Genomic DNA, 24,334 nt, shown 5'->3' with positions numbered 1-24,334 from the left:
TCACGTCGACGTCGACCATGATCGGCATCAGATGACCTCGGCCAGCTCGGCCCGCAGGTGGGTCGCCTCGATGTCGCGCGCGACCGCCTGGGCGAGCAGCGCGCGGAGCACCACGACGACCAGAGCAACGCCGGCCACGAGCAGCCCCAGGCCGCCGAGGAGGAGCACCACGCCGGGGGCGACGTCGTCACCCGGGGCGAGGGCGACACCGAGCGCGAAGGTCAGGAGCGACGCCGTGGCGACCGCCCCGACGACGACGTCGACGTACCGGAACGCCGCGGTGGAGAAGACGGTCCCGAGCCGCACCATCGTCACGAGCCGCCAGACGCAGACCATCGTCACCTGCACGGTGACGACACCCAGCACGACGTAGCCCAGCAGCAGCGGTCGGACGCCGGGCGGCGCATCGGTGAGGTCGGCGCCCAGCAGGGGCACCATCACGACCTGCACGACGAGCGAGCCGGCGAGACCGAGGGCCAGGACCACCCGCAGGGCCTGGACGGTGACGGTTCCCATGGCTCTCCTTTGATCGATGAACAACTAGAATCTATCGTTCTTCGATGGGTGACGCCAGGGTCATGACCCGAACGGGCCAGGGGCGAGCCACCCGATGAGGCCATGACGCCCGGGCCGCGGGGATCGTTGACTGGGAGTGGCCCCCCACTGACGTCGGGCGAGTGGGTGGCGGTCGCGCCGTACCACCACGAGGAGAGCCCCGATGTCCCACCAGCCCCTGGCCGCCACGGACCGCGCCCCCCTGAGCCTCGTGGTCCGGGCCGTCGGCGACGGCGACGCCATGGAGGTGGAGCGCATCCGCGTGCGGCGCCGTCCACGACGGAGCGTCGACGGGGGTGCGCCCGCCGATGCCCTCGAGGTCGTGCTGGAGGGGCAGGGTGACGGCGCGCTCTCGCTGACCTTCGAGCGGGCGGACCGCTCCTTCACCCGTGAGGAGCGCGCGCTGGTCGAGCGGCTCGTGGCCAGCATCGGTCGGGTGCGCGTGGCGTCCCCCTGGGACGCCCGCGTCGACGACCTGGTGGACGCCCCGACCGAGGGTGAGGACGACGCCGCCGCGGTCGCGCCGGACCAGGCCCTCGGAGCATCCGGCGAGGCGGCGGTGGTGGACTACGCGGACGTGCTCGAGCGGTGCTTCTTCCGGCTCGACGAGATGTCGGTCGAGACCACCGGCGAGCGGCTCGTGGAGGTCGTCCGGATCTGCGCGGCGGCGGCAGGCGTGCAGTCCTACTGGGTGGCCCACCTCAGCGGCGACGACCTGGTCACCGTGGACCGCCACCACCTGCTGGGCGAGCGCGAGGACGTCGTCCCGATCCGTCGGTCGCGGGTCGACGCCCTCGCCGAGGACCCCCGCATCCCGGTCGCCCTCGAGGGCGGGTCGTTCGCGGGCCTCATCGGGGAGACGATCTGGGCGCCGTACCTGATCGCCCGGGGCCTCGTCACCTGCGTGGGTGCCGGCGGCTACGACGACGACGCGCGGCAGTGGATCGTGTGCCTCTTCGACGACGGCACCCGCGACGTGGTGCCCCTGCGCGTGCTGCTGTCCGGTGCCGTCCAGGCGGCGCTCGGGGTGCCGCTCGCGCGCCGTTCCTGAGCTCCGGGCGCGATGATGGGCCGGTGATCGCCCGCTCCCTGCTGCTCTTCGCCGTCGCCGCCGTCCTCGAGATCGGTGGTGCCTGGCTGGTCTGGCAGGGCCTCCGGGAGAGCCGCGGCTGGCTCTGGGTGGGCCTCGGCTTCATCGCCCTCGGCCTGTACGGCGTCGTCGCCACGTTCCAGCCCGACGCGAACTTCGGGCGGATCCTCGCCGCGTACGGCGGGATCTTCGTCGCCGGCTCGATCCTCTGGGGCATGGTCGCCGACGGCTACCGCCCCGACCGGTACGACGTCACCGGCGCCGCCGTCTGCCTCGTCGGCATGGCCGTGATCATGTACGCGCCCCGGGAGGGGTAGGCGGCGCCGCCGGGTGGGTGGGGTGGTCGGGGCCGGCCCGCAGGTTTCACCGCTCGAGCGGTGAAACCGCCGCTCTGCGCCCTGAGTTCACGTCGCACAGCACCAGGAACGTGCACGAGGTCCCGCCCGACCCGCTATCGTGTGTCGCATGGTACCTAGCCAGCCGCAGGCGCTCGCCAACCTCCGGCGCGGGGTGGTCGAGTACTGCATCCTCGCGTCGCTGCGCACGGGTGAGCGCTACGGCTTCGACATCGCGCGCGATCTCGAGGGCACGCTGCTGGCGAGCGCCGGCACGCTCTACCCGCTGCTGTCGCGCCTGCGGAAGGGCGGCCTCGTCGGGTCGTCCTGGCAGGAGTCGGCCGAGGGGCCGCCACGCAGGTACTACCGCCTCACCGACGACGGCGAGGCGGCACTTCGGGCGTTCGAGGCGGCCTGGGTGCCGTTCCGGGATGCCGTCGACACGGCGCTGGCCGGGGACGAGAGGGGTACGTCGTGAGTGCAGACGAGAAGTCCGTGGGGCCGGTGGAGCGCTACCTCGGCGAGGTCGACGGCGCGCTCGCCGCCCGGGGCGTCGAGGACCGGGCGGAGATCGTAGCCGAGCTGCGGGAGCACATCGACGCGGCCGTGGGCGCCGGCGATCCGGTCGACGAGGTGCTGCGCGGCATGGGCGATCCCCAGCTGATCGCGGCCGAGGCGGGCGGGCCCGCTGCGCCGGGGGTCGCCGTACCCGCCGGTCGGCTGGTGCAGGCGTGGGTGCCCGTCGTCGCCGTCGGCCTCGTGCTGGTCGGCGGGATCGGCCTCGGATTCGTCGTGCCGGTCCTGCTGCTGCTGGGCGGTCTCGTGCTGGTGTGGGGCTCGTCGCTCTGGTCCACCGGTGAGAAGGTCGTCGCGACGCTGCTGGTCCCGGCGCCCGGTCTGGCCCTGATGGTCGTCGCCGGCTACGCGGTCGTCTCCCTGGAGCAGAGCTGCACCTCGACGCAGGTGGGCCGCGACGTCCAGGAGGTGTGCACGTCGTCGGGCGGTGGGTCGGGGGTCGGCGGGATCGTGCTGACGGTGGCGCTCGTCGTGGTCGCCCTGGCGGGGATCACGGCGTCGGTGGTGCTCGTGCGACGCGGACTGCGCCGTGCCCGGGCCTACGCCGGGAACAGGGCGGCGCCCAATATGGTTGACTGGTCAACTACCTAGGAACGAGGAGCATCCCGTGGTGAACGAGATCAAGCTGGGCCTGGACACCTTCGGCGACGTCACCGTCGACGCCGACGGCCGGCCGCTGTCGCACGCGCAGGTCATCCGCGACGTCGTCGCGCAGGGCGTGCTGGCCGACCAGGTGGGCATCGACGCCTTCGGCGTGGGCGAGCACCACCGCGACGACTACGCGGTCTCCGCCCCCGAGATCCTGCTCGCCGCCATCGCCGCCCGCACCGAGCGCATCACCCTCGGCACCGCGGTCACCGTGCTGAGCTCCGACGACCCCGTGCGCGTCTACGAGAAGTTCGCGACGCTCGCCGCGGTCAGCGACGGCCGGGCCGAGGTCACGCTGGGGCGCGGCTCGTTCACGGAGTCGTTCCCGCTCTTCGGCTTCGACCTCGCCGACTACGAGCGCCTCTTCAGCGAGAAGCTCGACCTCTTCGCGCAGCTGCGCAGCGAGGGCCGCATCTCGTGGGAGGGCACGACGCGTCGTCCCCTCGTCGACGCCGAGGTCTTCCCGAAGACCGAGGCCGGCACCGTCCCGGCGTGGATCGGGGTCGGCGGGTCGCCGGAGTCGGTCGTGCGCGCCGCGCAGTACGGCATCCCGCTGATGCTCGCGATCATCGGCGGCGAGCCGGCGCGCTTCGCGCCGTACGTCGACCTCTACCACCGGGCCCTCGACGAGCTCGGGGTGCCGCAGCTGCCGGTCGGCGTGCACTCGCCCGGCTTCGTCGCCGACACCGACGACGAGGCCCGCGAGCTGCTCTTCCCCCACTTCAAGGCCAACCGCGACCGCATCGGCAAGGAGCGCGGCTGGGGTCCGGCGACGCGCGAGCAGTTCGAGGCGGAGGCCGACCACGGCGCCCTCTTCGTCGGTTCGCCCGAGACGGTCGCCACGAAGATCGCCGCCGCCGTGCAGGCGCTCGGCATCGACCGGTTCGACCTGAAGTACAGCAACGGGCCCATGCCGCACGCCCAGCTCATGCACGCCATCGAGCTGTACGGCACCGAGGTCGCGCCGCGGGTGCGCGAGCTGCTGGCCGAGCGCGCGTGACGCGGGCCGTCTAACGTACGGCGGGAGCGGCGCCGTGGGGTGCCGTCCCCATGCGAGGAGACCGCCGTGGCCCGGAAGCTCCTGCGATCGCGCGAGGGGGAGGACGCCCACCGCGTCACCTTCGTCGAGCTGTTCTTCGACCTCGTCTTCGTCTTCGCGATCACCCAGGTCTCCCACGCGCTGATCGCCCACCAGGACCTGGAGACGCTCGGCGAGACGGCCGTCATCATGATGGCCATCTGGTGGGTCTGGGTGTTCACGACCTGGCTCGTGAACTGGCTCGACCCGGACACCGGACCGGTGCGGGCGCTGGTCTTCACGCTGATGCTCCTCGGCCTGCTGCTGGCCAGCTCGATCCCGGAGGCGTTCGGCGACAAGGCGCTGCTGTTCGCGGTCTGCCTCGCGACGATGCGGGTCGGGCAGGCGCTGTTCGGGGTGGTCGTCTTCCGCGGGCCGCGCCCGGACAACTCGCTGAACTTCGTGCGCATCGCGATCTGGGCGACGACGACGGGCGCCATCTGGATCGTCGGCGCCCTGGTGCCCGAGCACCAGCTGCTCATCTGGGCCGGCGCGATGCTCGTGGAGCTCGCCGGGCCGCGCAGCCGGTTCCGGGTGCCGGGCCTCGGGGGCACGCCGGTCGAGGTCTGGGACATCTCGGGCCAGCACATGGCCGAGCGGGTCAGCCTGTTCCTCATCATCGTGCTGGGCGAGTCGATCATCGTGACCGGCGACGTGTTCGCCGACCTGCCGCTCGAGCCGACGTACGTGCTCGCGTTCCTCGCCGCGCTCGCGAGCACGATCCTCATGTGGTTCCTCTACTTCAACCACGGCCAGGGCGGCGGCAGCGACTACATCGCCCACCGCGACGCCGCCGACCGCGGCCTCGTCGCGCAGGTCGCCTACACCTACACACCGGTGCTGCTGGTGCTCGGCGTCGTGCTGACCGCGGTGGCGGACGAGATCGTCCTGCTGCACCCCGAGGGCGACGGCGGGCACGGCGGGAGCCACGGCACCGCGCTGTGGGCGGCCGGCATCGTGGCGGGCGGCAGTGCCGTCTACCTGCTCGGCAACCTGCTCTTCAAGCGTGCCGTCGGCCAGCCCTGGATGCTGGGCCACGTCGGCGGCATCGTCGCCCTGAGCGTGGCGGTGCTGCTCCGCGAGCAGATGACGCCGCTCGTCTTCAGCTGGGTCGCCAACGGGGTGCTGCTCGCCGTGGTGCTCACCGACCACCACACGCACGTGCGGCGCAGCACCGAGGCGACGGTCGCGCCGTAGGGGTGGGGGGCGCGCAGCTGGAGCTCCGGTGTAACGCGGTGTCCGCGTGACTGCACACGCGGTAGAACACGTGTGCAGTTGCCCGGACACCGCGTTACACGGGCAGGCCCCCGACCCCCCGGCCCACCCCCGCGCGGACCCTCGGGCATGCTGTGCGGTCGCCCTGCCGTGACCGCCCGCCCCGCCCCACCCCAGGAGTCCCCGTGCCGACCGCCCGCCCCGCCGCCCGCCGTACGACCACCCGCGCCAAGCGGCCCCCGAAGCCCGCGATGGTCGCGCCCGAGGGCGCCCGCGAGGCCTTCACCGACGGCGCGTGCTCCGGCAACCCCGGCCCGGGCGGCTGGGCCTGGGCGATCGACGAGACGACCTACGCGTCGGGTGCGGAGTCGCCGTCGACCAACCAGCGGATGGAGGTCCGGGCGGCGCTCGAGGCCGTCCTCGCGCTGCCGGGGCCGCTCGTGGTCGTGAGCGACTCGACGTACGTCGTCAACTGCTTCCGCGACGCCTGGTGGAAGGGCTGGCTGGCGCGGGGCTGGACGAACTCCGCCAAGGCGCCGGTCGCCAACCGCGACCTCTGGGAGCCGCTGGTCGAGGAGTTCCAGGCGCGCGGCGACGTCGCCTTCCGCTGGGTGAAGGGCCACTCCGGCCACCGGATGAACGACTTCGTCGACCGCCTCGCCGTGGCGGCGAGCAAGAACGGCTGACCCCGGGGGCGGTCGCGGCGCCACCGGGGAAAACCCGCGCGCGCGGGCCCGCGTCGTACTGACAGACTGCGCCCATGCGCGAGATCGTCCAGGCCAAGAAGCTCCAGAACGTGCGGTACGACGTGCGAGGTCCGATCCTCGTCGAGGCGCAGCGGCTGGAGGCGGAGGGTCACCGGATCCTCAAGCTCAACATCGGCAACCCGGCCCCGTTCGGGTTCGAGGCGCCGCGGTCGATCGTCGCCGACATCGTGCACAACCTGCCCGACGCGCAGGGCTACTCCGACTCGCGCGGCATCTACTCCGCCCGTACCGCGGTCGCGCAGTACTACCAGTCGGAGGGCCTCACCGAGACGTCCGTCGACGACGTCTTCATCGGCAACGGCGTCTCCGAGCTCATCTCGATGGTGCTCCAGGCGTTCCTCGACGACGGCAACGAGATCCTCGTGCCGGCGCCCGACTACCCGCTGTGGACCGGCGCCGTGACGCTGTCCGGCGGCACCCCGGTGCACTACCGCTGCGACGAGGAGAACGGGTGGAACCCCGACCTCGCCGACATCGAGTCGAAGATCACCGAGAACACCCACGGGCTCGTGATCATCAACCCGAACAACCCCACGGGCGCGGTCTACAGCGAGGAGGTCGTGAAGGGCCTCGTCGACATCGCCCGTCGCCACGACCTCGTCGTCTTCAGCGACGAGATCTACGAGAAGATCCTCTTTGACGACGCCGTGCACCACCACACCGCGACGTACGCCGCCGACGACGTGCTCTGCCTGACCTTCAGCGGCCTCTCGAAGGCCTACCGGGTCTGCGGCTACCGCGCCGGCTGGGTGATGGTCTCGGGCCCGAAGCACCTCGCCGAGAGCTTCCTCGAGGGCGTCACGCTGCTCGCCAACATGCGGATGTGCGCCAACGTCCCGGCGCAGCACGCCATCCAGACGGCGCTCGGCGGCTACCAGTCGATCAACGAGTACATCGGCCCCGGCGGCCGGTTCTACGAGCAGTCGAAGACCGCGTGGCGCCTGCTCAACGAGATCGAGGGCGTCTCCTGCGTCGAGCCGATGGGCGCGCTCTACTGCTTCCCGAAGCTCGACACGGAGATGTTCGGCATCGAGGACGACGAGAAGTTCGTCATCGACCTCCTGCGCGCCAAGAAGCTGCTCGTCACCCACGGCACCGGGTTCAACTGGTTCGAGCCCGACCACTTCCGGCTCGTCACGCTGCCCGACGTCGACATGCTCACCGAGGCCATCGAGCGCATCGCCGACTTCCTGGCGACGCTGCGCCGCTGACGGCTCCGCCCGCGCCCGTTCGCGGTACCTCCCACCCGTCCGACGGGTACCACCTACCGCGAACGGTCGAGACGCCTTAACGTATGCGCATGCGCGCAGATAAGCAGACGCTGACGTCGTACGACGCCACCCACGACGTGCCGGACGACGAGGTCGACCTCGCCGTCGAGATCTTCCGGCTGCTGGCCGACGCGACCCGGGTCCGCCTCGTCTGGGCGCTGCGCGACGGCGAGCTGGCCGTCAACACGCTCGCCGACCGGGTCGGCAAGCCGCAGGCTGCGGTGTCGCAGCACCTGGCGAAGCTCCGGATGGGCCGCATGGTCACCACCCGCCGCCAGGGCAACCAGGTCTTCTACCGCATCGCCAACGACCACGTGCGCACCCTCGTCGTCGACGCCGTCCACCACGCCGAGCACGCGGCCGGCGGTGTGCCGGCCCACCACGCGCGTACGGCGCCGCGCGGGGCCGCGGAGTGAGCGGCACCGCCAGCGACCCCGGCGAGCAGGACCACGGGCACGGCCACCACTCCGGGCACGGTCACCACTCCGGGCACGGTCACGGGCACGCGCCCCGCCGTACGCTCCGCGACCGCCTCGCCCACGTCGTGACGCCCCACAGCCACGACGCCGCCGACTCGCTCGACGCGGCGCTGGAGGCGAGCGACGTCGGCATCCGGGCGCTGAAGATCAGCCTCGTCGTGCTGCTCGTGACCGCGGTGGCGCAGGCGGTGGTCGTCGCGTTCACGGGGTCGGTGGCGCTGCTGGCCGACACGGTCCACAACTTCTCGGACGCGCTCACCGCCGTGCCGCTGTGGATCGCCTTCGTGCTCGGCCGGCGCCGCCCGAGCCGCCGCTACACCTACGGGTTCGGCCGCGCGGAGGACCTCGCCGGGCTCTTCATCATCGCGATGATCGCGCTGTCGGCCGGGGTCGCCGGCTGGCAGTCGGTCGACCGGCTGCTGCACCCCCGCGCCATCGAGGCGCCCCTGGCGGTGGCGGTCGCCGGGCTGCTCGGGTTCGTGGGCAACGAGGCGGTGGCGGTCTACCGCATCCGCATCGGGCGCCGCATCGGCTCCGCCGCCCTCGTCGCCGACGGCCACCACGCCCGTACGGACGGCTTCACCTCCCTCGCCGTGCTGGCCGGCGCGCTCGGGGTGATGGCGGGCTACCCGCTCGCCGACCCGATCGTCGGTCTCGTCATCACGGTGATGATCTCGGTGGTCCTGTACGGCGCGGCGCGCGACGTGTTCCGCCGGCTCCTCGACGCCGTCGACCCGGAGCTCACCGACGCCGCCACCCGCGCCCTGGTCGACGTGCCGGGGGTGCTGGGGGTGGAGGACCTGCGGCTGCGGTGGACGGGCCACCGGCTCCGCGCCGAGGCCGGGGTGCTGGTCGACCCGCACCTCGACCTCCTCGCCGCCCACGACCTGGCGCACGAGGCGCAGCACGCGCTGCTCCACGGCGTCCCGAAGCTCGTGGCCGCGACCGTGCACGTGAGCCCGGCGCCGCTGGACGGCCGGGAGCACCACGCGCTCGTGGCGCACCATCCCTTCCCGGCGACGGTCCCGGGGCTGCCGGGCTGAGTGCTCGTCGGTGGGGCTCAGACGGTGGCGGCGGTCTGCGCCCGCACCCGGTCCTGCGCCCAGCCGACGAGGGGGGCGAGCTGGTCGCGGGCCTCCTGGCCGGCGGGGGTGAGGGAGTACTCGACGTGCGGGGGCACGACGGGGCGGGCCTCGCGCCGTACGAGGCCGTCGGCCTCGAGCGTCTGCAGCGTCTGGATCAGCATCTTCTCGCTGACGCCGGCGATGGAGCGCTTCAGCTCGCTCCACCGCAGCGTGCCGTCGGCGAGCGTGAGGAGCACCAGGAGGCCCCACTTGCTGGTGACGTGCTCGACGAGCTGGCGCATCTGGGGGCAGGCGGTGTCGAGCTGCATGCGGGCGGTGTCGGCGCGGTCCATGTCCACGACCTTACTCTCGGGTGGGTACCCCACTTCAAAGTAGGTACCTCCCGACGGGAAGGGTGCCGGTCGTCCGCTCGTTGGCACTCACGAGGCCGCCACCGGGCGGCGCGCAGAGGCTGACGAAAGAGGTACGGACATGGCGATCGTGGTGACGGCGGCGAGCGGACAGCTCGGACGCGGCGTGGTGGAGGCGCTCCTGGCGCGGGGCACGGCGGCGGGCGACATCGTCGCGACCTCCCGCGACACCGACAAGCTGAAGGACCTCGCCGAGGCGGGCGTGCGCACGGCCACCCTCGACTACACCGACGTGCCCGCCGACCTGTTCGGTGCGGGTGACACGGTGCTGCTCGTCTCGAGCGACGCGGTCGGGCAGCGGGTGCCGCAGCACACCGCCGTCATCGAGGCCGCGAAGGCCGCCGGCGTCGCGCGCGTCGTCTACACGAGCGCGCCCCGGGCCGACGTGTCGCCGCTGATCCTGGCGCCGGAGCACAAGGCGACGGAGGAGGTGCTCCGCGCGAGCGGGCTGCCCTTCACGATCCTGCGCAACGGCTGGTACACGGAGAACTACCTCGCCGCCTTCGGCCAGGCCCAGCAGACGGGCGCGATCGCGTCGGCCACCGGTGACGGCAAGGTCGCCAGCGCCGAGCGCGCCGAGCTCGCCGAGGCCGCCGCCGTCGTGCTCGCGGGGGAGGGCCACGAGGGCCAGGTCTACGAGCTCGTCGGCCAGGAGGCGTGGACCCACGCCGAGCTCGCCGCGGTCTTCGCCGAGGTGCTCGGCAAGCCCGTCACGTTCCAGCCCCTGTCGGGCGAGGACTACCACGCCGCGCTCCTCGGCGCCGGTCTCGACGAGAGCACCGCCGGCTTCCTGGTGGCGGCCGACGGCAACATCGCCGACGGCGTGCTCGCGCCCACCAGCGACGACCTCGCCACGCTGCTCGGCCGCGCGCCGCGCACCATCCGGGAGACCGTGCCGACCTGGGTGTGAGGGGTGGGGCGGGCGGGTGACGCCCCAGGTTTCCCCGGTCGACCGGGGATTCCCTCACTGGGGGGTCGAAGCATTGCCCGCCCAGTCCCGGTTTCCCCGGTCGACCGGGGAAACCGGGGAACCGCCTCACCGATGAGTTCCGTTGTCACCGGAGGTCACTAGCCTTCGCTGACGACGAGAGGGACTCCCATGGCCGACATGATCCGCGCGAGCGGGCTGGTGAAGAGATACAAGGAGGTCGAGGCGCTCAAGGGCCTCGACCTGACGGTGCCGGAGGGCACCGTGCTGGGCCTGCTGGGGCCGAACGGGGCCGGCAAGACCACGGCCGTGCGCATCCTGGCGACCCTGTTGAAGGCCGACGGCGGCAGCGCCGAGGTCGCCGGGGTCGACGTGTTCGCCGACCCTGACGGGGTACGACGCCGCATCGGCCTCTCGGGGCAGTACGCAGCGGTCGACGAGCACCTCACCGGGTTCGAGAACCTCGACATGATCGGACGCCTCTACGGGCTCGGTCGCGGGCCGTCCCGCACCCGGGCGCGCGAGCTGCTCGAGCGGTTCAACCTCGCCGACGCGGGCGACCGTCCGTCGAAGACCTACTCCGGCGGCATGCGGCGCCGGCTCGACCTCGCCGGGGCGCTCGTCGCGGCGCCGCCCGTGCTGATCCTCGACGAGCCCACGACGGGTCTCGACCCGCGCAGCCGCCAGGAGATGTGGACCGTCATCCGCGAGCTCGTCGCCGCCGGCTCCACGCTGCTGCTGACGACGCAGTACCTCGAGGAGGCCGACCGCCTCGCCGACGAGATCGTCGTCATCGACCACGGGCAGGAGATCGCCCGCGGCACGGCCGACGACCTCAAGGCCCAGCTGGGCGGTGAGCGCATCGAGGTCGTGCTGCGCGACCCCGCGCAGCGCGAGGTGGCGGAGCGGGTGCTGGCCGAGGTCGGGATGGGCCCGGTCCGCGCCGACACCGCCGGGCGCGAGCTCACGGTGGCCGTCGACGGTGGTGCCGCCGCCCTCATGCGGGCGCTGCAGGGTCTCGCCGACGGGAAGGTCGACCTGCTCGACGTCGGCCTGCGCCGGCCCACCCTCGACGACGTCTTCCTCACCCTCACCGGTCGCCCGGCGGAGGAGAAGGCGGCCGACGACGCTGCGGACGGCACCGATACGGGCGCCCCGTCCACCGCGAAGGAGGCGTCATGAGCAGCCTCGCGCGCACCGCCAGCGACGGCTGGGTCGTCACGAAGCGCAACCTGATCAAGATCAAGCGCGTGCCCGAGGTGCTCGTCTTCGTGCTCGTCAGCCCGATCATGTTCGTGCTGCTCTTCGCGTTCGTCTTCGAGGGCGCGATCCCCGTCGAGGGCGAGATCCCCTACCGCGAGTTCCTCATCGGCGGCATCTTCGCCCAGACGGTCGTGTTCGGCGCCACCTTCACGGGCGCCGGCCTGGCGGAAGACATGCAGAAGGGCATCATCGACCGCTTCCGGTCGCTGCCGATGTCCCCGTCGGCGGTCCTGGTGGGCCGCACGAGCTCGGACGTCGTCTACAACGTGCTCTCGCTGATCATCATGGCGCTGACCGGTCTGCTCATCGGCTGGCGCGTGCGCGAGGGGCTGGTCGACGCGCTGCTCGGCTTCGGCCTGCTGCTGCTCTTCGCCTACGCGATCAGCTGGATCATGGCCTACATCGGGCTGCTGGTGCCGAGCCCCGAGGTCATCAACAACGCCTCGTTCATCGTGATCATGCCGGCCACGTTCGTCTCCAACGCGTTCGTGCCGCTGGGCTCCTTCGACGGGGTGCTCCTGAAGATCGTCGAGTGGAACCCGGTGTCGACGCTCACGCAGGCCACGCGCGAGCTGTTCGGCAACGTCGACTCGTCGCTGCCGTCCTCCGACGCCTGGCCGATGCAGAACGCCGCGCTCTACACGCTGATCTGGGTGGTCATCATCCTGGTCGTCTTCGTGCCGCTCTCGGTGCGCCAGTACCGGCTCTCCGCCTCGCGCTGAGCGAGGCGCCGGGCGGCCCGACGGGTGCCGGGGCGCGCGGACGGTCTGGTTAGTCTCGGGAGGGTCCCACCGCACCCCACCGGAGAGATCGCCCGTGAGCCTGCCGCCCCTTCCCCCGCCCCGCTCCGGACCCTCGGGGCCCGCCGGTCCGCCCCCGGGCGGCCAGCCCCCGATGCCTCCGTACGGCGGACCGGGCGGCCCGGGAGGCTTCGGCGGTCCGGGTGGGCCGGGTGCGTACGGCGGCTCGGGCGGCCCCGGCGGTCCGGGGTTCGGCGGTCCCGGCCCCGGTGGGTACGGCGGTCCCGGCGGCCCGCGCAAGCGGCCCGGCTGGGTGGTCCCGACGGCGGTCGCCGCCGTGGTCCTGCTGCTGGCCGGGGTGCTCACGACCGTCCTGCTCGTCACCGGTGGTGACGACGACTCCGACGACACCGCCGGCGACGACCGCACGTCCCAGCGCGACGACTCCAACGGCTCCGGAGACTCCGGGGAGCTCGGCTCCGGGGACTCCGGCGAGTTCGGCGATCCCGACGCCGAGGGCTCCGCCGGCGCCGACGACCCGACCGACGCCCCGACTGCCGTCGACCCCGCCACCGACCCCCGGGCGTACGGCGACGCCGACGCCCCCGTCGAGCTCGTGGTCTACGTCGACTACCAGTGCCCGCACTGCGGCGACTTCGCGCGCTCCACGCTGCCGGACCTCATGACGACGTACGCCGACGCCGGCGAGCTGCGGATCGTCTCGCGCGACTGGGCCTTCCTCGGCCCCGACTCGCAGATCGCCGCGCAGGCCGCCCGGGCCGCGGCCGCGCAGGACGCCTTCTGGGAGTTCCACGAGGCCTGGTTCGCCGCGCAGCCGGCGGTCGGCAGCGGCAACGGCCTGCGCATCGCGACCGACATCGCGACGGTGCTGGGCCTCGACCTCGACCAGTTCGCCGACGACCTGGCCGACCCGGCCACCGCCGACGCCGTGGCCGCCGACGCCGTCGAGGCCCAGGCGGCCGGCGCCGAGGGCGTGCCGGCCCTGCTGCTCGACGGCGAGCTGCTCACCGACTGGACCCCGGCGTCGCTCGACGCCGCCATCGCCGACGCCCAGGAGGCCGCGTGAGCACCGAGAACCCCTACCAGCTCGACGGCCGCTCGATGCGCGAGCGGATGCTGGCCGGCGACGCCTACATCGCCGACGACCCCGACCTCTCCGAGGCCTCCGCGCGGGCGTTCGACCTCGCCGACGCCTACAACGCGACCTCGGGTCGCCAGAAACCGCTGCGCCGGGCGCTGCTGGAGCAGCTGCTGGGCGGCCTCGGGGCGGACTCGGAGATCCGGCCCCCGCTGCGTGTCGACTACGGCATCCACCTGACGATCGGCGCGCGCTGCTTCGTGAACTTCGGGCTCGTCGCGCTCGACGTCGCCGCGATCACCATCGGTGACGACGTGCAGATCGGTCCGAACGTCCAGCTCCTGACGCCGACCCACCCGATCGAGCCCGGCCCGCGCCGCGAGAAGTGGGAGGGTGCCGCCCCGATCACGATCGGCGACAACGTGTGGCTCGGTGGCGGCGTCATCGTCTGTCCCGGCGTCACCATCGGCGCCGACACCGTGGTCGGAGCGGGCGCGGTCGTCACGAAGGACCTGCCCGCCGGTGTCGTCGCCGTCGGCAACCCGGCGCGCGTGATCAAGCGGGTCGATGGCTGACGACGACGCGGTCCCCGGGCCCGACCTGGTGGTCGCGGTGACCGACGAGCTGCCCTGCCCGGTCCTGCCGATCCGCACGGACCGCCTGGTGCTGCGCCCCCACGAGGAGCGCGACGCCGCGGCCCTCGGCTACTACCGCGACGCCGCCGTGACCCGCTACCTGCTCGTGCACGCCGACGACGAGGCCGGGCTGCTGGCACTCGTACGGCGCCGCGCGAGCGCCACGTGCCCGCAGGAGCCGGGCGAGTCGGTGTCGCTGGTGGTCGAGCACGAGGGCGTCGTCGTGGGCGACGTGATGTTGAAGCTGGTGGACGAGCGCCACGCGGTCGGCGAGGTCGGGTGGGCGATCGACCCCCGCCACCAGGGCCGCGGGTTCGCGACCGAGGCCGCGGCGGCGATGGTCGCCCTCGGCTTCGACCACTACGCGATGCACCGCGTCTCCGCCCAGATGGACGCCCGCAACGACGCCTCGGCCCGGGTGTGCGCCCGGCTGGGCATGCGGCAGGAGGCCCACCTCCGCCAGGACTGGTGGAACCACGGCGAGTGGACCGACACGAGCGTCTGGGCCGTGCTCGTCGACGAGTGGGCGGCCGGTCGGCGCTAGTCCCTACTCGTCCCCGATCGGGCGCCCCGTCAGCTCGAGCCGGATCTGGTCGGCGTCGAGGGCCGCCATCGCCCCGCGCAGCGAGGCGGAGCTGAAGGCGCCTTCGCGGCTGAGGTCGAGCAGCACGTCGCGCTGGGCCTCGATCACGTCGAGCGGGTGCAGCGTCTCGCCGGCCGCGTCCGCCCGCAGCCGGGCCTCGGTGGCCCGCAGGACCTCCGCCAGCTTGGCGCGCTCGGCCGCCTGCGCCTCGAGGTCGACGGTGGCGGGCCCGACGTACCGGACCACCGCGCCCAGCGTGCCGCCCTGCAGCAGCAGCGAGCCCGTGGCGACGAGGAAGGCGAGGAACACGAGCAGGGAGCGGTCCGGGGCGTCGGCCGGCAGGGTCTGGGCCGCGGCGAGCGTGACCGCGCCCCGCATGCCGGCCCACACCACCACCACGCCCTCGCGCGGCCCCAGCGGGTCGGCGACGAGGTAGTCGATGTCGGCGAGCCGGCGTCGTACGCGCACCCCGAACCTCTCGAGGTGCTCCGGCGTCACGCGCAGCTGGCGACGCCCCGTCGCCCTCCGCGCTACGCGGGCCGCCGCCCCGACCGCCCGTCGGGCCGGCCGCCCCCGCCACCGGCGCGGGAGGCGACCGCCCCGGGCCCGCACGGCCGTCAGCGCGGCCGCGAAGGCCTCGGGGTCGGCGAGCTTCTGCTGCAGCGAGTCGACCCGGGGGCGTACGGCGACCCCGCGCCGGGCCCGCCGCTGCAGCAGGGCCAGCAGCGGGGCGACGTACGCCGCCCGCACCGCCAGCACGAGCGCGAGGGCCGCCACGGCGGGGAGCACCGTCGTGCTCGCGCCGTGGCCGTCGTCCCGGATGTCCTCGAGCAGCCCGTAGAGCTCGAGCCCCATGACGAGGAAGACCGCGCCCTCGAGCACGGCCTCGATGGTGTGCCAGGTCTGGGAGTCGGAGAGGCGGTGCTCCGGTGACAGCACGCGGGGCGCGCCGCGGCCGGTGACGAGACCGGCGACGACCGCGGCCACGAGGCCGGAGGCGCCGAGGTGCTCGGCCGGCAGCGCGGCCACGAACGGCACGGTCAGCGAGATCGCGGTGTTGACGGGCGCGTCGGCGACCCGGGCGCGCGCCCACAGGTTGGCCCTGCCGACCGCGACGCCGATCACGACCGCGATGCCGACGGCGAGCACGAAGTCCTGCAGCACGCCGCCGAGGCTCCAGCCGGTGGCCGCCGCGGCCACCGCGGCCCGCAGGAGCACGAGCGCGGTGGCGTCGTTGAGCAGGCTCTCGCCCTCGAGGATCGCCACCACCCGCGGTGACACCCCGATGCGTTTCACGATCGACGTCGCGACCGCGTCGGTCGGGCTGACGATCGCGCCGAGCGCGATGCCCCAGGCCAGGGGGAGGTCCGGGATCACGGCCGAGAAGAAGAGCCCGAGCACGACCGCGCTGAGGATCACGAGCACCACCGAGAGCCCGCCGATGGCGGAGAACTCGCGGCGGAAGTCCATCGCCGGCATCGACACCGACGCGGAGTAGAGCAGCGGCGGCAGGACGCCGGTGAGGATCCACTCCGGCTCCACCTCGAACGCCGGCACGAACGGCAGCAGGCTCACGCCGATGCCGACCGCGACGAGCAGCAGCGGCGACGCGACACGGATGCGGCCGCCGAGCACCGACGCCCCGGCGATCGCGAGCACGGCGAGCACCACGAGGGCGAGGGTCTGCTCCATCCGTCGATCGTCCCACCGTCCTCCGACGCCCGGGCCCCTACCTCGGTCGGTGCCGCGTGGGCGCCGGCACCCCTAGCGTGGGAGCGTCCCGCCCGGAGGAGGAGGTCCCCGTGACCCTGGCAGGAGTCGCCGCGCTCGTCGGCCTCGCCCTGGTCGACAGCACCAGCATCGGCACGCTCGTCCTGCCGCTGGTGCTGCTGCTGGCGCCGCGCCCCGACGTACGGCGCTACCTGGTCTTCCTCGCCACGGTCGGCGGCTTCTACGCGCTCGTCGGCATCGGCCTGGTCCTCGGCGCCTCCGCGGTGGCGGACCTCGCGCGCGACGCCGGCGACCTCGCCCCGCTCCGCTGGGCGCAGCTGGTGCTCGGTGTCGTGCTCCTCGCCGTGGGCGTCCTCGGTGACCCCCGCCGGTGGTTCGGCCGCCGCCCGGAGCCCGCCCCCGAGGGCACCGACGCCACCTCCCGTACGGCGACCTGGCGCGCGCGGCTCACCGGGCCGGGGGCGTCGTACCGCATGGTCGTCGGGGTGGGGCTCGGCGCCGCCCTCGTGGAGGTGGCGTCGATGCTGCCGTTCCTCGCGGCGGTCGGGATCATCACGGCGGCCGACCTCGCGCCCGCGGCGAGCGCCCTCGTCGTGCTCGCCTACGCGGTCGTCATGGTGATGCCGGCGCTGCTGCTGCTCCTGCTCCGGCTGGCGTTGGGCGACCGGGTCGAGGCGCCGCTGGCGCGGCTCTCGGGCTGGCTCGACCGCACCACGGCGGGTGCGACGTACTGGATCTTCGCGATCGTCGGGCTCCTGCTGGCCGGCGACGCGGCGCAGGCGCTCGACCTGACCTGACCTGAGCCGAGCCGAGCCGGGACAGGTCCAGTCCGGCGGTGCACGGTCTACGAAGTTCCGGCGACGGTTCCACCGTTCAGCGTGTTGACGACCACCGATCTGAGAGGCTTCTGCCGTGGGGAGTACTACCAAGCGCATCGCGCTAGAGATCGCCGGCTGGGTGCTCGTCGTCGTGGGCATCGCGGCTCTCGTGCTGCCCGGCCCCGGCCTGCTCATGATGTTCGCCGGACTGGCGATCCTCTCGCAGCAGTACGAGTGGGCCGAGCGCCGCCTCGACCCCATCGAGCGGGCCGCCATGCGGGCCGCCGCGGAGGGCGTGCGCACCTGGCCCCGCATCATCGCCTCGACCCTCGGCGCGCTCTGGCTGCTCGGTCTCGGCATCTTCTGGATCGTCAACCCGCCCGCCCCCTCGTGGTGGCCGGTCAGCGACAGCCTCTGGCTGATCGGCGGGCTCGGCACGGGCATCACGCTCATCGCGTCGTCGTTCATCGCCGGCGGCCTGATCGTCTACAGCTACCGCCGCTTCCGGGGTCCGGTGAAGGAGGGCGCGTCGCGCGAGGAGGCCGTCGAGAAGACGGACGACGACACCCCCGGCACGCACGCCCCCACCGCCTGACCACCGTCCCCTCGCGGGCCTCCGTCGATGGGTGACGTCACCACCAACGCCTTCCTCGCCGTGCTCTTCGGCGGGGTGCTCGCCGTGCTCCTCTTCCTGCCGGTCGTCGCGGTCCGCTACCGCCGCGCCGGCCGGCTGCGGGCCGTCGACCTCCTGCTCCTGCTCGGCGCCGCCGTCTACGGCCTCGCGATCTGGACCTACACCCTGCTGCCCGTGCCCGAGGCCGGCAGCTACACCTGCGTCGGGGCCCAGCTCGAGCCGCTGCGCACGATCCGCGACGCCCGCCGCTACTCGTCGGGCACGACCGCCGAGCTCCTGCGCAACCCCGTCGTGCTGCAGGTGCTGCTCAACGTGGTGCTCTTCGTGCCGTTCGGGTTCTTCGTGCGGGCGGTGCTCCGCCGCGGGTTCGTGGTCGCGACCGCCCTCGGCCTCGCCGTCTCGCTGCTGATCGAGACCACCCAGCGCACCGGCCTGTGGGGCATCTACGACTGCGCCTACCGGGTCTTCGACGTCGACGACCTGATCCTCAACACCACCGGCGCGACGCTCGGCTCGCTCGTCGCGATCCCGCTCGTGGCGCTGCTCGACCGCGGCGCCGGACGCGGCACCGTCGCGCTCACCGTGACCCTCGGCCGCCGCTGGGTGGGCATGGCGTCGGACGCGCTGTTCGTGCTGCTCCTCGGCACCGCGGCCACCGTCGCCTGGCGCTCGTGGAACCTGTACGTCGAGGAGGTGCCGCTGAGCCGCCTCGACCCGGCCGTCGACGCGGTGCTGCTCTGGGGCCTGCCCGGGCTCGTGCAGGCGGTGACGGTGCTGCTGCGCGGCCGCACCGTGGGGGAGTACGTCGTCCAGGTGCGGGCGGTGCCCCGCCCCGGCGCCCGCCTGTGGGTGCTGCCCCGTCGGGTCGTGAAGCTCGCGTTCGGCGTCGGCGGCTGGCTCCTGCTGTGGGCCGCCGCGTTCCCGGGCGCCACCGTCGCCCTCGTCGTGTTCCTGGTCGTCACCGCGCTCGCCCCGCTGGCGTCCGCGGACCGCCGCGGGCTCGCCCAGGCGGCCTCGGGCCTGCGGCTCGAGATCGTGCGCCCCCGGGCCGTCGTAGCGGACCGGGAACCGGCCGTGGAAGCGGCGGGGCGCCCACCCGGCTGACGCCCTCGGTCAGGTTCCTGGCTCGCCCTGGCGGTCGGCAGCGCCGAGGCGCACGTGCTCGGCGTGGTAGATCGCCTGCTCGATGAGCTCGGCGACGTGGTCGTCGTACAGCCTGTACTCGATGTGACGGCCGCGTCGCTCCCCGGCGACGAGCCCGAGGTTACGCAGCAGGCGCAGCTGGTGGGAGACCGCCGGCTGCTCCATGCCGACGGCCTCGACGAGGTCGCCGACGGTGCGGGGCCCCTCCTGCAGGGTGGCCAGGATCAGAAGGCGGCTCGGTGTGGCGAGGGCCTGGAGGGTCGTCGCGACCTGGCGCGCGGTCGTGGCGTCCAACGGCGCTCGCCGGACGCGCCCCTCAGCTCCGTGACCCACGATGTCCAGCATACTCGCATTGACATGTACACATCGACATATGTCATGCTGTATAGCGACGCCCCCGACCGACCGAGGACCTCCGATGTCTGCCACCTCCACCGACCGCCCGTCTCCGGCCGCCGCCGCGGGCACGGCTCCCGCCCCCGCGGAGCCGACCTCGCTGCGCTGGCGCCGGCTGGTGTCGTCCGCGCTGGAGCTCACGGAGGTCCGGTGGGCCTCGGTGGCCACCGGGCTGTTCGCGCTCGGGGCGGTCGCCCAGGTGGTCGGGGCCCCCGCGCCGGTCTGGTGGACGCTCTACCTCGCCTGCTACGCCACCGGCGGTTGGGAGCCGGCGCTCGAGGGGCTGCGCGCCCTGCGCGCCCGAGTGCTCGACGTCGACCTGCTGATGATCGTGGCCGCCGTCCTGGCCGCCTCGATCGGCCAGGTCTTCGACGGTGCCCTGCTCGTCGTCATCTTCGCCACCTCCGGGGCCCTCGAGGCCTTCGCGACCAAGCGCACCGAGGACTCCGTCCAGGCGCTGCTCACGCTCGCCCCGGAGCGCGCCACCCGGATGGTCCCGGGAGGCGCCGAGGAGGAGGTCGACGCGGCCACGCTCGTGGTGGGCGACGTCGTGCTGGTGCGGCCCGGCGAGCGCATCGGGGCCGACGGCCGGGTCGTCGACGGCCTCAGCGCGGTCGACCAGTCCTCCGTCACCGGCGAGCCGCTCCCCGTGGCGAAGGCGGAGGGCGACCAGGTCTTCGCCGGCACGCTCAACGGAGCCGGAGCGCTCACCGTGGCGGTCGACCGGGCCGCGTCCGACACCGTGGTGGCCCGGATCGTGGCCATGGTCGAGGAGGCGTCGGCCACCAAGGCGACGACGCAGCTGTTCATCGAGAAGATCGAGCAGCGCTACTCCGTCGGCGTCGTCGTGGCGACGCTCGGCCTCTTCACGGTGCCCCTCCTGCTCGGCGCCGCGTTCGAGCCCACCCTCCTCCGGGCGATGACGTTCATGATCGTGGCGTCCCCGTGCGCGATCGTCCTGGCGACGATGCCCCCGCTGCTGGCGACGATCGCGAACGCGGGCCGCCACGGCGTGCTGGTGAAGTCGGCCGTCGCCCTCGAGCGGATCGGGGCGGTCACCGACATCGCCTTCGACAAGACCGGCACGCTCACCCACGGTGCCCCCCGGGTCGCGCGGGTGCACGTCGTCGGCGAGCTCGACGAACCCGGACTCCTGCACCTCGCCGCGACGGCCGAGCGCCGCAGCGAGCACCCGGTCGCGCGCGCCCTCGTCACCGCCGCCCGTCGGCAGGGCGTCGCGCCCGACGAGCCCCGGGACTTCTCGTCCGTCCCCGGCCGCGGCGTCACGGCGTACGTCGGGGGACGTCGCGTCGACGTGGGGTCGCCGGCGCTGCTCGAGCGGACCGGCGGCGCGGCGGGCGGCGGCGGCGCCGCCGAGGAGGTCCGGGAGGTCGTCCGGACCTGGGAGGACCAGGGCCACACCGTGGTCGTGGTGCTGGTCGACGAGGTCCCGGCCGGGGCGGTCGCCCTCGCCGACCAGGTCCGCGAGGGTGCTGCGGAGGCGGTCGCCTCCCTGGTGCGGCTCACGGGCGCCTCACCGGTCCTGCTCACGGGCGACAACCGGCACGCCGCTCGGCGCCTGGCCGACGAGGTGGGGATCGACCGGGTGGAGTCCGGGCTGCTCCCCGACGAGAAGGTCGCCGCCGTGCGAGCCCTGCGCGCGACCCCGGAGAGCCGCGTGATGCTCGTCGGCGACGGGGTCAACGACGCGCCCGCGATGGCCGCCGCCGACGTGGGCGTCGCCATGGGGCGCAACGGCTCCGACCTCGCGGTCGAGACGGCAGACGTCATCCTCGTGCGCGACGACCTGGCGGCGCTCGCGCCCACCGTCGCCCTGGCCCGTCGCGCCCACCGCGTCGTGCGGGCCAACCTCGTCATCGCCGCGGTGGTCATCGCCGTGCTCGTGGTGTGGGACCTGGTGGCCACGCTCCCGCTCCCGCTGGGGGTGGCGGGGCACGAGGGGTCGACGATCGTCGTGGCCCTCAACGGCCTCCGGCTGCTGCGGCGGGGCGCTTGGACCTGAGGTGCGCTCAGGCGCTCGCGGAGTCCTGCTGACGGGCGTTCTCGCCGGCGATCTGCGAGGCCTGGTCGAGCGCCTCCGCGGCGTGGCGGAGCCGCCCGGCGTACGCGCCCTGCCAGTCGCCGAGGAAGCGCTCGCGGTCGGCGCCGGCCCACTGCACCTGGTCGATCCTGCTCGTCAGCCGCGTCTCGATCTCCCGCACGCGGGCCGAGATCGTCGCCATCTGCTGCGACAGCGCGGCGACCTGCTCGGAGTCCATCCCGTGGAAGGCCATCACCGGTCTCCCTTCTCGTAGGCGGCAGCCGCGCTCGTGCCGGTCGTGGCGCTCGCGGCCAGGGCCGCGAGCCGGCGTCGTACGTCGGACGTCGTCGCCGGGCCCGCCTGGACGCGGCCGGAGCCGGGCTCGGCGGTGAGGGTCCAGGTGCCGGACGGTCCGCTGAAGACACCCGTCAGCGGGCCGGGGCCCGCGCCCTCGGCCTGCGGCCCGCGTCGTACGACGACCACGTCGCACCGCAGGTAGGTGGCGCCCAGGCGTTCGGTGAGCTCGGGCGGCACGTCGACGACCGTCGCGGGGTCGGTCGCGGTGAGCGTGGTCGGCTCGCCCGCGCCGTCCGTGGCGGCCGGGTGCAGCGCCGCGCCGGCGACCAGCGCGGGCAGGTCGGCGGTGTGCCCGAGCGCGAACCGGTGGAGCCCGTCGGTCGAGACCTCCTCGAGCAGCACGTACTCGTCGACGACGTGGGCGTACCAGAAGTCCTGCGCGAAGGCGCCCGTGCGGGCGACCGCCACGACGCTCGGCGCCGCCTGGCGCAGGGTCAGCAGGGAGAGCACGTCCTGGCGGACCATCAGCCCGACCTCGCCCCGCCCCTCCTCCGCCGGCTCGGCGTGCATGCGCCCGGCGGCACGCTCGGGCGAGCCGTCCTCGGGCGGCGAGACGATGCCGCGCGCGAGCAGCCCGCGCAGCGCCGTGGCCTGGGCCTGGTCGCGCAGGGCCTCGTCGAGGTCGGTGAGGTACGGCGTCACCACGACACCGGCCGCCTGGCCGAGCACCGCCAGCTCCTCGTCGGTGAGGGTCTCGACCGGCGTGGCGAGCCGCTTCTCCTGCGTCGCGTCCGTCGTCATCGTGCTCACGCTCCTGCTCCTGCCGCTCGTCGGCCGCCGCCGAGGAAGCCCTGGACCCAGCTCTTCGCCGCGTCGACCGCGCCGGAGGCCTGGGTGCCGACCCACGTCGAGCCGCCCTCCCACGCGCGCGAGAGGAAGTCGCCGATGGCGGCCCGGTTGTCGTAGACGTAGTTGCCGGCCGACCACACGCCGTACGCCGCGACGCCGATCGCGGCCGCCGTGGCCACGGGGGCGGCCAGCGCCGTGCCGCCCACGAGCAGCACCCCCGCCCCGATCGCGCCGACGGCCCCGAAGCCCCGGCCGGCGATGTCGCGCCAGCCCTCGTAGCCCGTGCCGAAGATCGCGTCCTTCGCGGCCGTGATGCCGGTGAGCGGGAGCGAGATCCGGGAGAACAGGCGGGCGACCGCGCCGCCCTTGGTGCCGCCGACGAGGGCGCCGATCGCGTCGCGCAGCTTCTCGAAGCGGGAGAGGGCGCCGAAGCCGCGGGCGGGGTGGCGCAGCGCGGCGAAGAACCCGGAGAGGCCGGCGACGCCCTTGGCCGCGGAGTAGATCTTCTTGATCGCGTTGGCCGTCGCGATGCCACCGGGGATCAGCGACAGCCAGCCGTAGCCGCTGCCGCCGGTGCTCTCGCCGCTGGCCTGGTCCTGCTCGTCGGCCTGCAGCTCGAGGAACCGGCCGGCCGTCTCGAGCGCGCCGGCCACGTCGGTCATCTGCACCTGCGCGAGGCTGCCGAACTCGTCCTTGGCACGGGTGGCGTCGGGGCCCTGCCAGTGCTCCGCGGCCGCGACCGCGGCGCTCAGCTGGGCGCCCAGGTCGCGCAGCTCGCCCGCGCCCGCCCCGAGCTCGGCTGCGAGCTCGCGCAGCTGGTCGACATCTGCTCCGACGAAGGCCATCGGCCCACCCCTCGATCGGCGCCGGGATCACCGGTCGCGGACTCCTGCCGCACCCCCACGGCGCTGCGGGGTCGACGCTAGGCCCGGCTCCCGACGTACGTCAGCCCCTCGTCAGCCGGAGACTTCCGGCTTGGTGGCCTCCGCGAGGCCGAGGTAGCCCACGCCCACCGCGACGATCTCGTCGAGCAGCCCGTCGCGGTCCAGCGGCGGGTCGGGGTCGAGCACGAAGCGGACGGCGAGGTACTCCACCGCCAGCACCACCACCCACGCCGTGGGCGCGGGCCGACGGGGCGACCCGGGCGGCAGACGTACGGCGAGGTACGCCGCCAGCACCTCCCGCACCCGGCGCTCGAGGGCGTCGCGCCGGTCGCGGTTGCGGGTCGCCGGGAGGTCCTCCCACACCACGCGCAGCAGCCCGACGTCGCGCTCGAGCGCGGAGAGCAGTGCGTCGGCGGTCGCCCGCACCATCGTCGGACCCACCTCGCCGACCCGGTCGACGAGCGCGGCGGCCACGTCCTCGGCGACCTGGTCGACGTACTGCTGGGTGACGACGTCGATGAGCGCGGCCTTGTCGGGGAAGTACTGGTAGAGCGAGCCGGGACTCACCTCGGCGCGGTCGGCGACGCGGTTGGTGGAGAACGCGTCGTAGCCGTCGCGCACGAGCACGTCGCGAGCGGCCGCGACGATGCGGGTCACCATCTCCCGCGAGCGCTGCTGGCGCGGCTGTCGGCGCAGGCCGGAGGGGGTGGGGGCGGGGGAGCCGGTACGGCGGGCCGGGGCCATGACGCGAATTGTATGCGAGCAAATGCTCGCGTCAGGGTTG

The 24,334-nt window shown here is 73.8% G+C and carries 28 protein-coding genes; 20 read left to right on the top strand and 8 right to left on the bottom strand.

Annotated features, from left to right (window positions below; all coding sequences use genetic code 11):
- Window positions 1-27: 27 nt before the first annotated feature.
- Window positions 28-516 carry a DUF2975 domain-containing protein gene (locus tag K329_RS0119460; protein WP_028474357.1) on the bottom strand — a complete coding sequence of 163 codons (489 nt, stop codon included), beginning with the start codon at window positions 514-516 and terminating at the stop codon, window positions 28-30.
- 202 nt (window positions 517-718) lie between these two features.
- Between K329_RS0119460 and K329_RS0119455 the strand changes: the two genes are divergently transcribed.
- From K329_RS0119455 to K329_RS0119410, 10 genes are all read left to right on the top strand, one after another.
- Window positions 719-1,606 carry a hypothetical protein gene (locus K329_RS0119455; RefSeq protein ID WP_028474356.1) on the top strand — a complete coding sequence of 296 codons (888 nt, stop codon included), beginning with the start codon at window positions 719-721 and terminating at the stop codon, window positions 1,604-1,606.
- A gap of 23 nt (window positions 1,607-1,629) precedes the next feature.
- Window positions 1,630-1,962 carry a YnfA family protein gene (locus K329_RS0119450; protein WP_028474355.1) on the top strand — a complete coding sequence of 111 codons (333 nt, stop codon included), beginning with the start codon at window positions 1,630-1,632 and terminating at the stop codon, window positions 1,960-1,962.
- 148 nt (window positions 1,963-2,110) lie between these two features.
- The gene (locus K329_RS0119445; RefSeq protein ID WP_028474354.1) at window positions 2,111-2,458 is read left to right on the top strand and encodes a PadR family transcriptional regulator; all 348 of its coding nucleotides are present in this window, start codon (window positions 2,111-2,113) and stop codon (window positions 2,456-2,458) included.
- Window positions 2,455-3,147 carry an HAAS signaling domain-containing protein gene (locus K329_RS0119440; RefSeq protein WP_157571832.1) on the top strand — a complete coding sequence of 231 codons (693 nt, stop codon included), beginning with the start codon at window positions 2,455-2,457 and terminating at the stop codon, window positions 3,145-3,147. Before K329_RS0119445 ends, K329_RS0119440 begins: the two co-directional genes overlap by 4 nt.
- Before the next feature lie 16 nt (window positions 3,148-3,163).
- The gene (locus tag K329_RS0119435; RefSeq protein ID WP_043644259.1) at window positions 3,164-4,204 is read left to right on the top strand and encodes an LLM class flavin-dependent oxidoreductase; all 1,041 of its coding nucleotides are present in this window, start codon (window positions 3,164-3,166) and stop codon (window positions 4,202-4,204) included.
- A 66-nt stretch (window positions 4,205-4,270) separates the two neighbouring features.
- Entirely contained in the window at window positions 4,271-5,479 is a 1,209-nt protein-coding gene (locus K329_RS0119430) for a low temperature requirement protein A (protein WP_043644257.1), read from the top strand.
- Between the two features lie 203 nt (window positions 5,480-5,682).
- Entirely contained in the window at window positions 5,683-6,183 is a 501-nt protein-coding gene (locus K329_RS0119425; RefSeq protein WP_245596612.1) for a ribonuclease H family protein, read from the top strand.
- Window positions 6,184-6,257: 74 nt separating this feature from the next.
- The gene (locus K329_RS0119420) at window positions 6,258-7,475 is read left to right on the top strand and encodes a pyridoxal phosphate-dependent aminotransferase (protein ID WP_028474349.1); all 1,218 of its coding nucleotides are present in this window, start codon (window positions 6,258-6,260) and stop codon (window positions 7,473-7,475) included.
- An 89-nt stretch (window positions 7,476-7,564) separates the two neighbouring features.
- The gene (locus K329_RS0119415) at window positions 7,565-7,951 is read left to right on the top strand and encodes an ArsR/SmtB family transcription factor (protein WP_043644872.1); all 387 of its coding nucleotides are present in this window, start codon (window positions 7,565-7,567) and stop codon (window positions 7,949-7,951) included.
- On the top strand, window positions 7,948-9,057 hold the full coding sequence (locus K329_RS0119410) for a cation diffusion facilitator family transporter (RefSeq protein ID WP_028474347.1): 1,110 nt from the start codon (window positions 7,948-7,950) through the stop codon (window positions 9,055-9,057). Before K329_RS0119415 ends, K329_RS0119410 begins: the two co-directional genes overlap by 4 nt.
- A 17-nt stretch (window positions 9,058-9,074) precedes the next feature.
- Here K329_RS0119410 and K329_RS0119405 read toward each other — a convergent pair whose 3' ends face one another.
- Window positions 9,075-9,431: a winged helix-turn-helix transcriptional regulator gene (locus tag K329_RS0119405; protein ID WP_028474346.1), complete on the bottom strand. Its 357-nt coding sequence runs from the start codon at window positions 9,429-9,431 to the stop codon at window positions 9,075-9,077.
- Window positions 9,432-9,570: 139 nt separating this feature from the next.
- On the opposite strand from K329_RS0119405, the gene K329_RS0119400 reads away from it, so the two are divergent.
- The 6 genes from K329_RS0119400 to K329_RS0119375 all read left to right on the top strand — a co-directional run bounded on the left by K329_RS0119400 (window position 9,571) and on the right by K329_RS0119375 (window position 14,718).
- A complete protein-coding gene (locus K329_RS0119400; RefSeq protein WP_028474345.1) occupies window positions 9,571-10,419 on the top strand; it encodes an SDR family oxidoreductase in 849 nt (282 codons plus the stop codon).
- Between the two features lie 189 nt (window positions 10,420-10,608).
- The gene (locus tag K329_RS28140; RefSeq protein ID WP_052337132.1) at window positions 10,609-11,619 is read left to right on the top strand and encodes an ATP-binding cassette domain-containing protein; all 1,011 of its coding nucleotides are present in this window, start codon (window positions 10,609-10,611) and stop codon (window positions 11,617-11,619) included.
- The gene (locus K329_RS0119390) at window positions 11,616-12,422 is read left to right on the top strand and encodes an ABC transporter permease (RefSeq protein WP_028474344.1); all 807 of its coding nucleotides are present in this window, start codon (window positions 11,616-11,618) and stop codon (window positions 12,420-12,422) included. Before K329_RS28140 ends, K329_RS0119390 begins: the two co-directional genes overlap by 4 nt.
- Before the next feature lie 94 nt (window positions 12,423-12,516).
- A complete protein-coding gene (locus K329_RS29905; RefSeq protein WP_157571831.1) occupies window positions 12,517-13,527 on the top strand; it encodes a DsbA family protein in 1,011 nt (336 codons plus the stop codon).
- Window positions 13,524-14,114 carry a sugar O-acetyltransferase gene (locus K329_RS0119380; RefSeq protein ID WP_028474343.1) on the top strand — a complete coding sequence of 197 codons (591 nt, stop codon included), beginning with the start codon at window positions 13,524-13,526 and terminating at the stop codon, window positions 14,112-14,114. Before K329_RS29905 ends, K329_RS0119380 begins: the two co-directional genes overlap by 4 nt.
- Complete coding sequence (locus tag K329_RS0119375; RefSeq protein ID WP_084541451.1) at window positions 14,107-14,718, top strand: GNAT family N-acetyltransferase; 612 nt, start codon at window positions 14,107-14,109, stop codon at window positions 14,716-14,718. The genes K329_RS0119380 and K329_RS0119375 overlap by 8 nt, the downstream gene beginning before the upstream one ends.
- A 3-nt stretch (window positions 14,719-14,721) precedes the next feature.
- On the opposite strand, the gene K329_RS0119370 is transcribed toward K329_RS0119375, so the two are convergent.
- Complete coding sequence (locus tag K329_RS0119370) at window positions 14,722-16,449, bottom strand: cation:proton antiporter (RefSeq protein ID WP_028474341.1); 1,728 nt, start codon at window positions 16,447-16,449, stop codon at window positions 14,722-14,724.
- 110 nt (window positions 16,450-16,559) lie between these two features.
- On the opposite strand from K329_RS0119370, the gene K329_RS0119365 reads away from it, so the two are divergent.
- The 3 genes from K329_RS0119365 (at window position 16,560) to K329_RS28130 (ending at window position 19,044) form a co-directional block, all read left to right on the top strand.
- Window positions 16,560-17,285 (top strand): GAP family protein, encoded by a 726-nt coding sequence (locus K329_RS0119365; protein WP_028474340.1) that lies wholly within the window; start codon window positions 16,560-16,562, stop codon window positions 17,283-17,285.
- 115 nt (window positions 17,286-17,400) lie between these two features.
- On the top strand, window positions 17,401-17,901 hold the full coding sequence (locus K329_RS0119360; RefSeq protein ID WP_028474339.1) for a PGPGW domain-containing protein: 501 nt from the start codon (window positions 17,401-17,403) through the stop codon (window positions 17,899-17,901).
- A 27-nt stretch (window positions 17,902-17,928) separates the two neighbouring features.
- A complete protein-coding gene (locus tag K329_RS28130; RefSeq protein ID WP_052337130.1) occupies window positions 17,929-19,044 on the top strand; it encodes a VanZ family protein in 1,116 nt (371 codons plus the stop codon).
- A gap of 9 nt (window positions 19,045-19,053) precedes the next feature.
- Here the strand turns inward: K329_RS28130 and K329_RS0119350 are convergent, their stop codons facing one another.
- Complete coding sequence (locus tag K329_RS0119350; RefSeq protein ID WP_028474338.1) at window positions 19,054-19,416, bottom strand: ArsR/SmtB family transcription factor; 363 nt, start codon at window positions 19,414-19,416, stop codon at window positions 19,054-19,056.
- 85 nt (window positions 19,417-19,501) lie between these two features.
- On the opposite strand from K329_RS0119350, the gene K329_RS0119345 reads away from it, so the two are divergent.
- Window positions 19,502-21,502, top strand: a complete 2,001-nt coding sequence (locus tag K329_RS0119345; RefSeq protein ID WP_028474337.1) for a heavy metal translocating P-type ATPase — start codon at window positions 19,502-19,504, stop codon at window positions 21,500-21,502.
- Between the two features lie 7 nt (window positions 21,503-21,509).
- Here the strand turns inward: K329_RS0119345 and K329_RS0119340 are convergent, their stop codons facing one another.
- From K329_RS0119340 to K329_RS28120, 4 genes are all read right to left on the bottom strand, one after another.
- Window positions 21,510-21,773 carry a hypothetical protein gene (locus K329_RS0119340; RefSeq protein ID WP_028474336.1) on the bottom strand — a complete coding sequence of 88 codons (264 nt, stop codon included), beginning with the start codon at window positions 21,771-21,773 and terminating at the stop codon, window positions 21,510-21,512.
- Window positions 21,773-22,627: a hypothetical protein gene (locus K329_RS0119335; RefSeq protein ID WP_028474335.1), complete on the bottom strand. Its 855-nt coding sequence runs from the start codon at window positions 22,625-22,627 to the stop codon at window positions 21,773-21,775. The genes K329_RS0119340 and K329_RS0119335 overlap by 1 nt, the downstream gene beginning before the upstream one ends.
- Window positions 22,624-23,511: a hypothetical protein gene (locus tag K329_RS29900; RefSeq protein ID WP_052337129.1), complete on the bottom strand. Its 888-nt coding sequence runs from the start codon at window positions 23,509-23,511 to the stop codon at window positions 22,624-22,626. The genes K329_RS0119335 and K329_RS29900 overlap by 4 nt, the downstream gene beginning before the upstream one ends.
- Before the next feature lie 111 nt (window positions 23,512-23,622).
- A complete protein-coding gene (locus K329_RS28120) occupies window positions 23,623-24,294 on the bottom strand; it encodes a TetR/AcrR family transcriptional regulator (RefSeq protein WP_245596611.1) in 672 nt (223 codons plus the stop codon).
- Window positions 24,295-24,334: the final 40 nt, after the last annotated feature.

The sequence above is a fragment of the Nocardioides alkalitolerans DSM 16699 genome (genome assembly GCF_000426525.1).
Lineage (GTDB): Bacteria > Actinomycetota > Actinomycetes > Propionibacteriales > Nocardioidaceae > Nocardioides > Nocardioides alkalitolerans.
Note: the sequence above shows the minus strand (reverse complement) of the source record. Positions and strands in the feature narration are given on the sequence as shown.

Excerpts from the sequence above, each read along its gene's own strand:
- K329_RS0119405 (WP_028474346.1), bottom strand. The coding sequence starts at position 9,431 with ATGGACCGCGCCGACACCGCCCGCATGCAGCTCGACACCGCCTGCCCC.
- K329_RS0119390 (WP_028474344.1), top strand. The coding sequence starts at position 11,616 with ATGAGCAGCCTCGCGCGCACCGCCAGCGACGGCTGGGTCGTCACGAAG.
- K329_RS28120 (WP_245596611.1), bottom strand. The coding sequence starts at position 24,294 with ATGGCCCCGGCCCGCCGTACCGGCTCCCCCGCCCCCACCCCCTCCGGC.
- K329_RS0119445 (WP_028474354.1), top strand. The coding sequence starts at position 2,111 with ATGGTACCTAGCCAGCCGCAGGCGCTCGCCAACCTCCGGCGCGGGGTG.
- K329_RS0119455 (WP_028474356.1), top strand. The coding sequence starts at position 719 with ATGTCCCACCAGCCCCTGGCCGCCACGGACCGCGCCCCCCTGAGCCTC.
- K329_RS0119415 (WP_043644872.1), top strand. The coding sequence starts at position 7,565 with ATGCGCGCAGATAAGCAGACGCTGACGTCGTACGACGCCACCCACGAC.
- K329_RS0119460 (WP_028474357.1), bottom strand. The coding sequence starts at position 516 with ATGGGAACCGTCACCGTCCAGGCCCTGCGGGTGGTCCTGGCCCTCGGT.
- K329_RS29900 (WP_052337129.1), bottom strand. The coding sequence starts at position 23,511 with ATGGCCTTCGTCGGAGCAGATGTCGACCAGCTGCGCGAGCTCGCAGCC.
- K329_RS28130 (WP_052337130.1), top strand. The coding sequence starts at position 17,929 with ATGGGTGACGTCACCACCAACGCCTTCCTCGCCGTGCTCTTCGGCGGG.
- K329_RS0119375 (WP_084541451.1), top strand. The coding sequence starts at position 14,107 with ATGGCTGACGACGACGCGGTCCCCGGGCCCGACCTGGTGGTCGCGGTG.
- K329_RS0119400 (WP_028474345.1), top strand. The coding sequence starts at position 9,571 with ATGGCGATCGTGGTGACGGCGGCGAGCGGACAGCTCGGACGCGGCGTG.
- K329_RS0119340 (WP_028474336.1), bottom strand. The coding sequence starts at position 21,773 with ATGGCCTTCCACGGGATGGACTCCGAGCAGGTCGCCGCGCTGTCGCAG.
- K329_RS28140 (WP_052337132.1), top strand. The coding sequence starts at position 10,609 with ATGGCCGACATGATCCGCGCGAGCGGGCTGGTGAAGAGATACAAGGAG.
- K329_RS0119345 (WP_028474337.1), top strand. The coding sequence starts at position 19,502 with ATGTCTGCCACCTCCACCGACCGCCCGTCTCCGGCCGCCGCCGCGGGC.
- K329_RS0119420 (WP_028474349.1), top strand. The coding sequence starts at position 6,258 with ATGCGCGAGATCGTCCAGGCCAAGAAGCTCCAGAACGTGCGGTACGAC.
- K329_RS0119370 (WP_028474341.1), bottom strand. The coding sequence starts at position 16,449 with ATGGAGCAGACCCTCGCCCTCGTGGTGCTCGCCGTGCTCGCGATCGCC.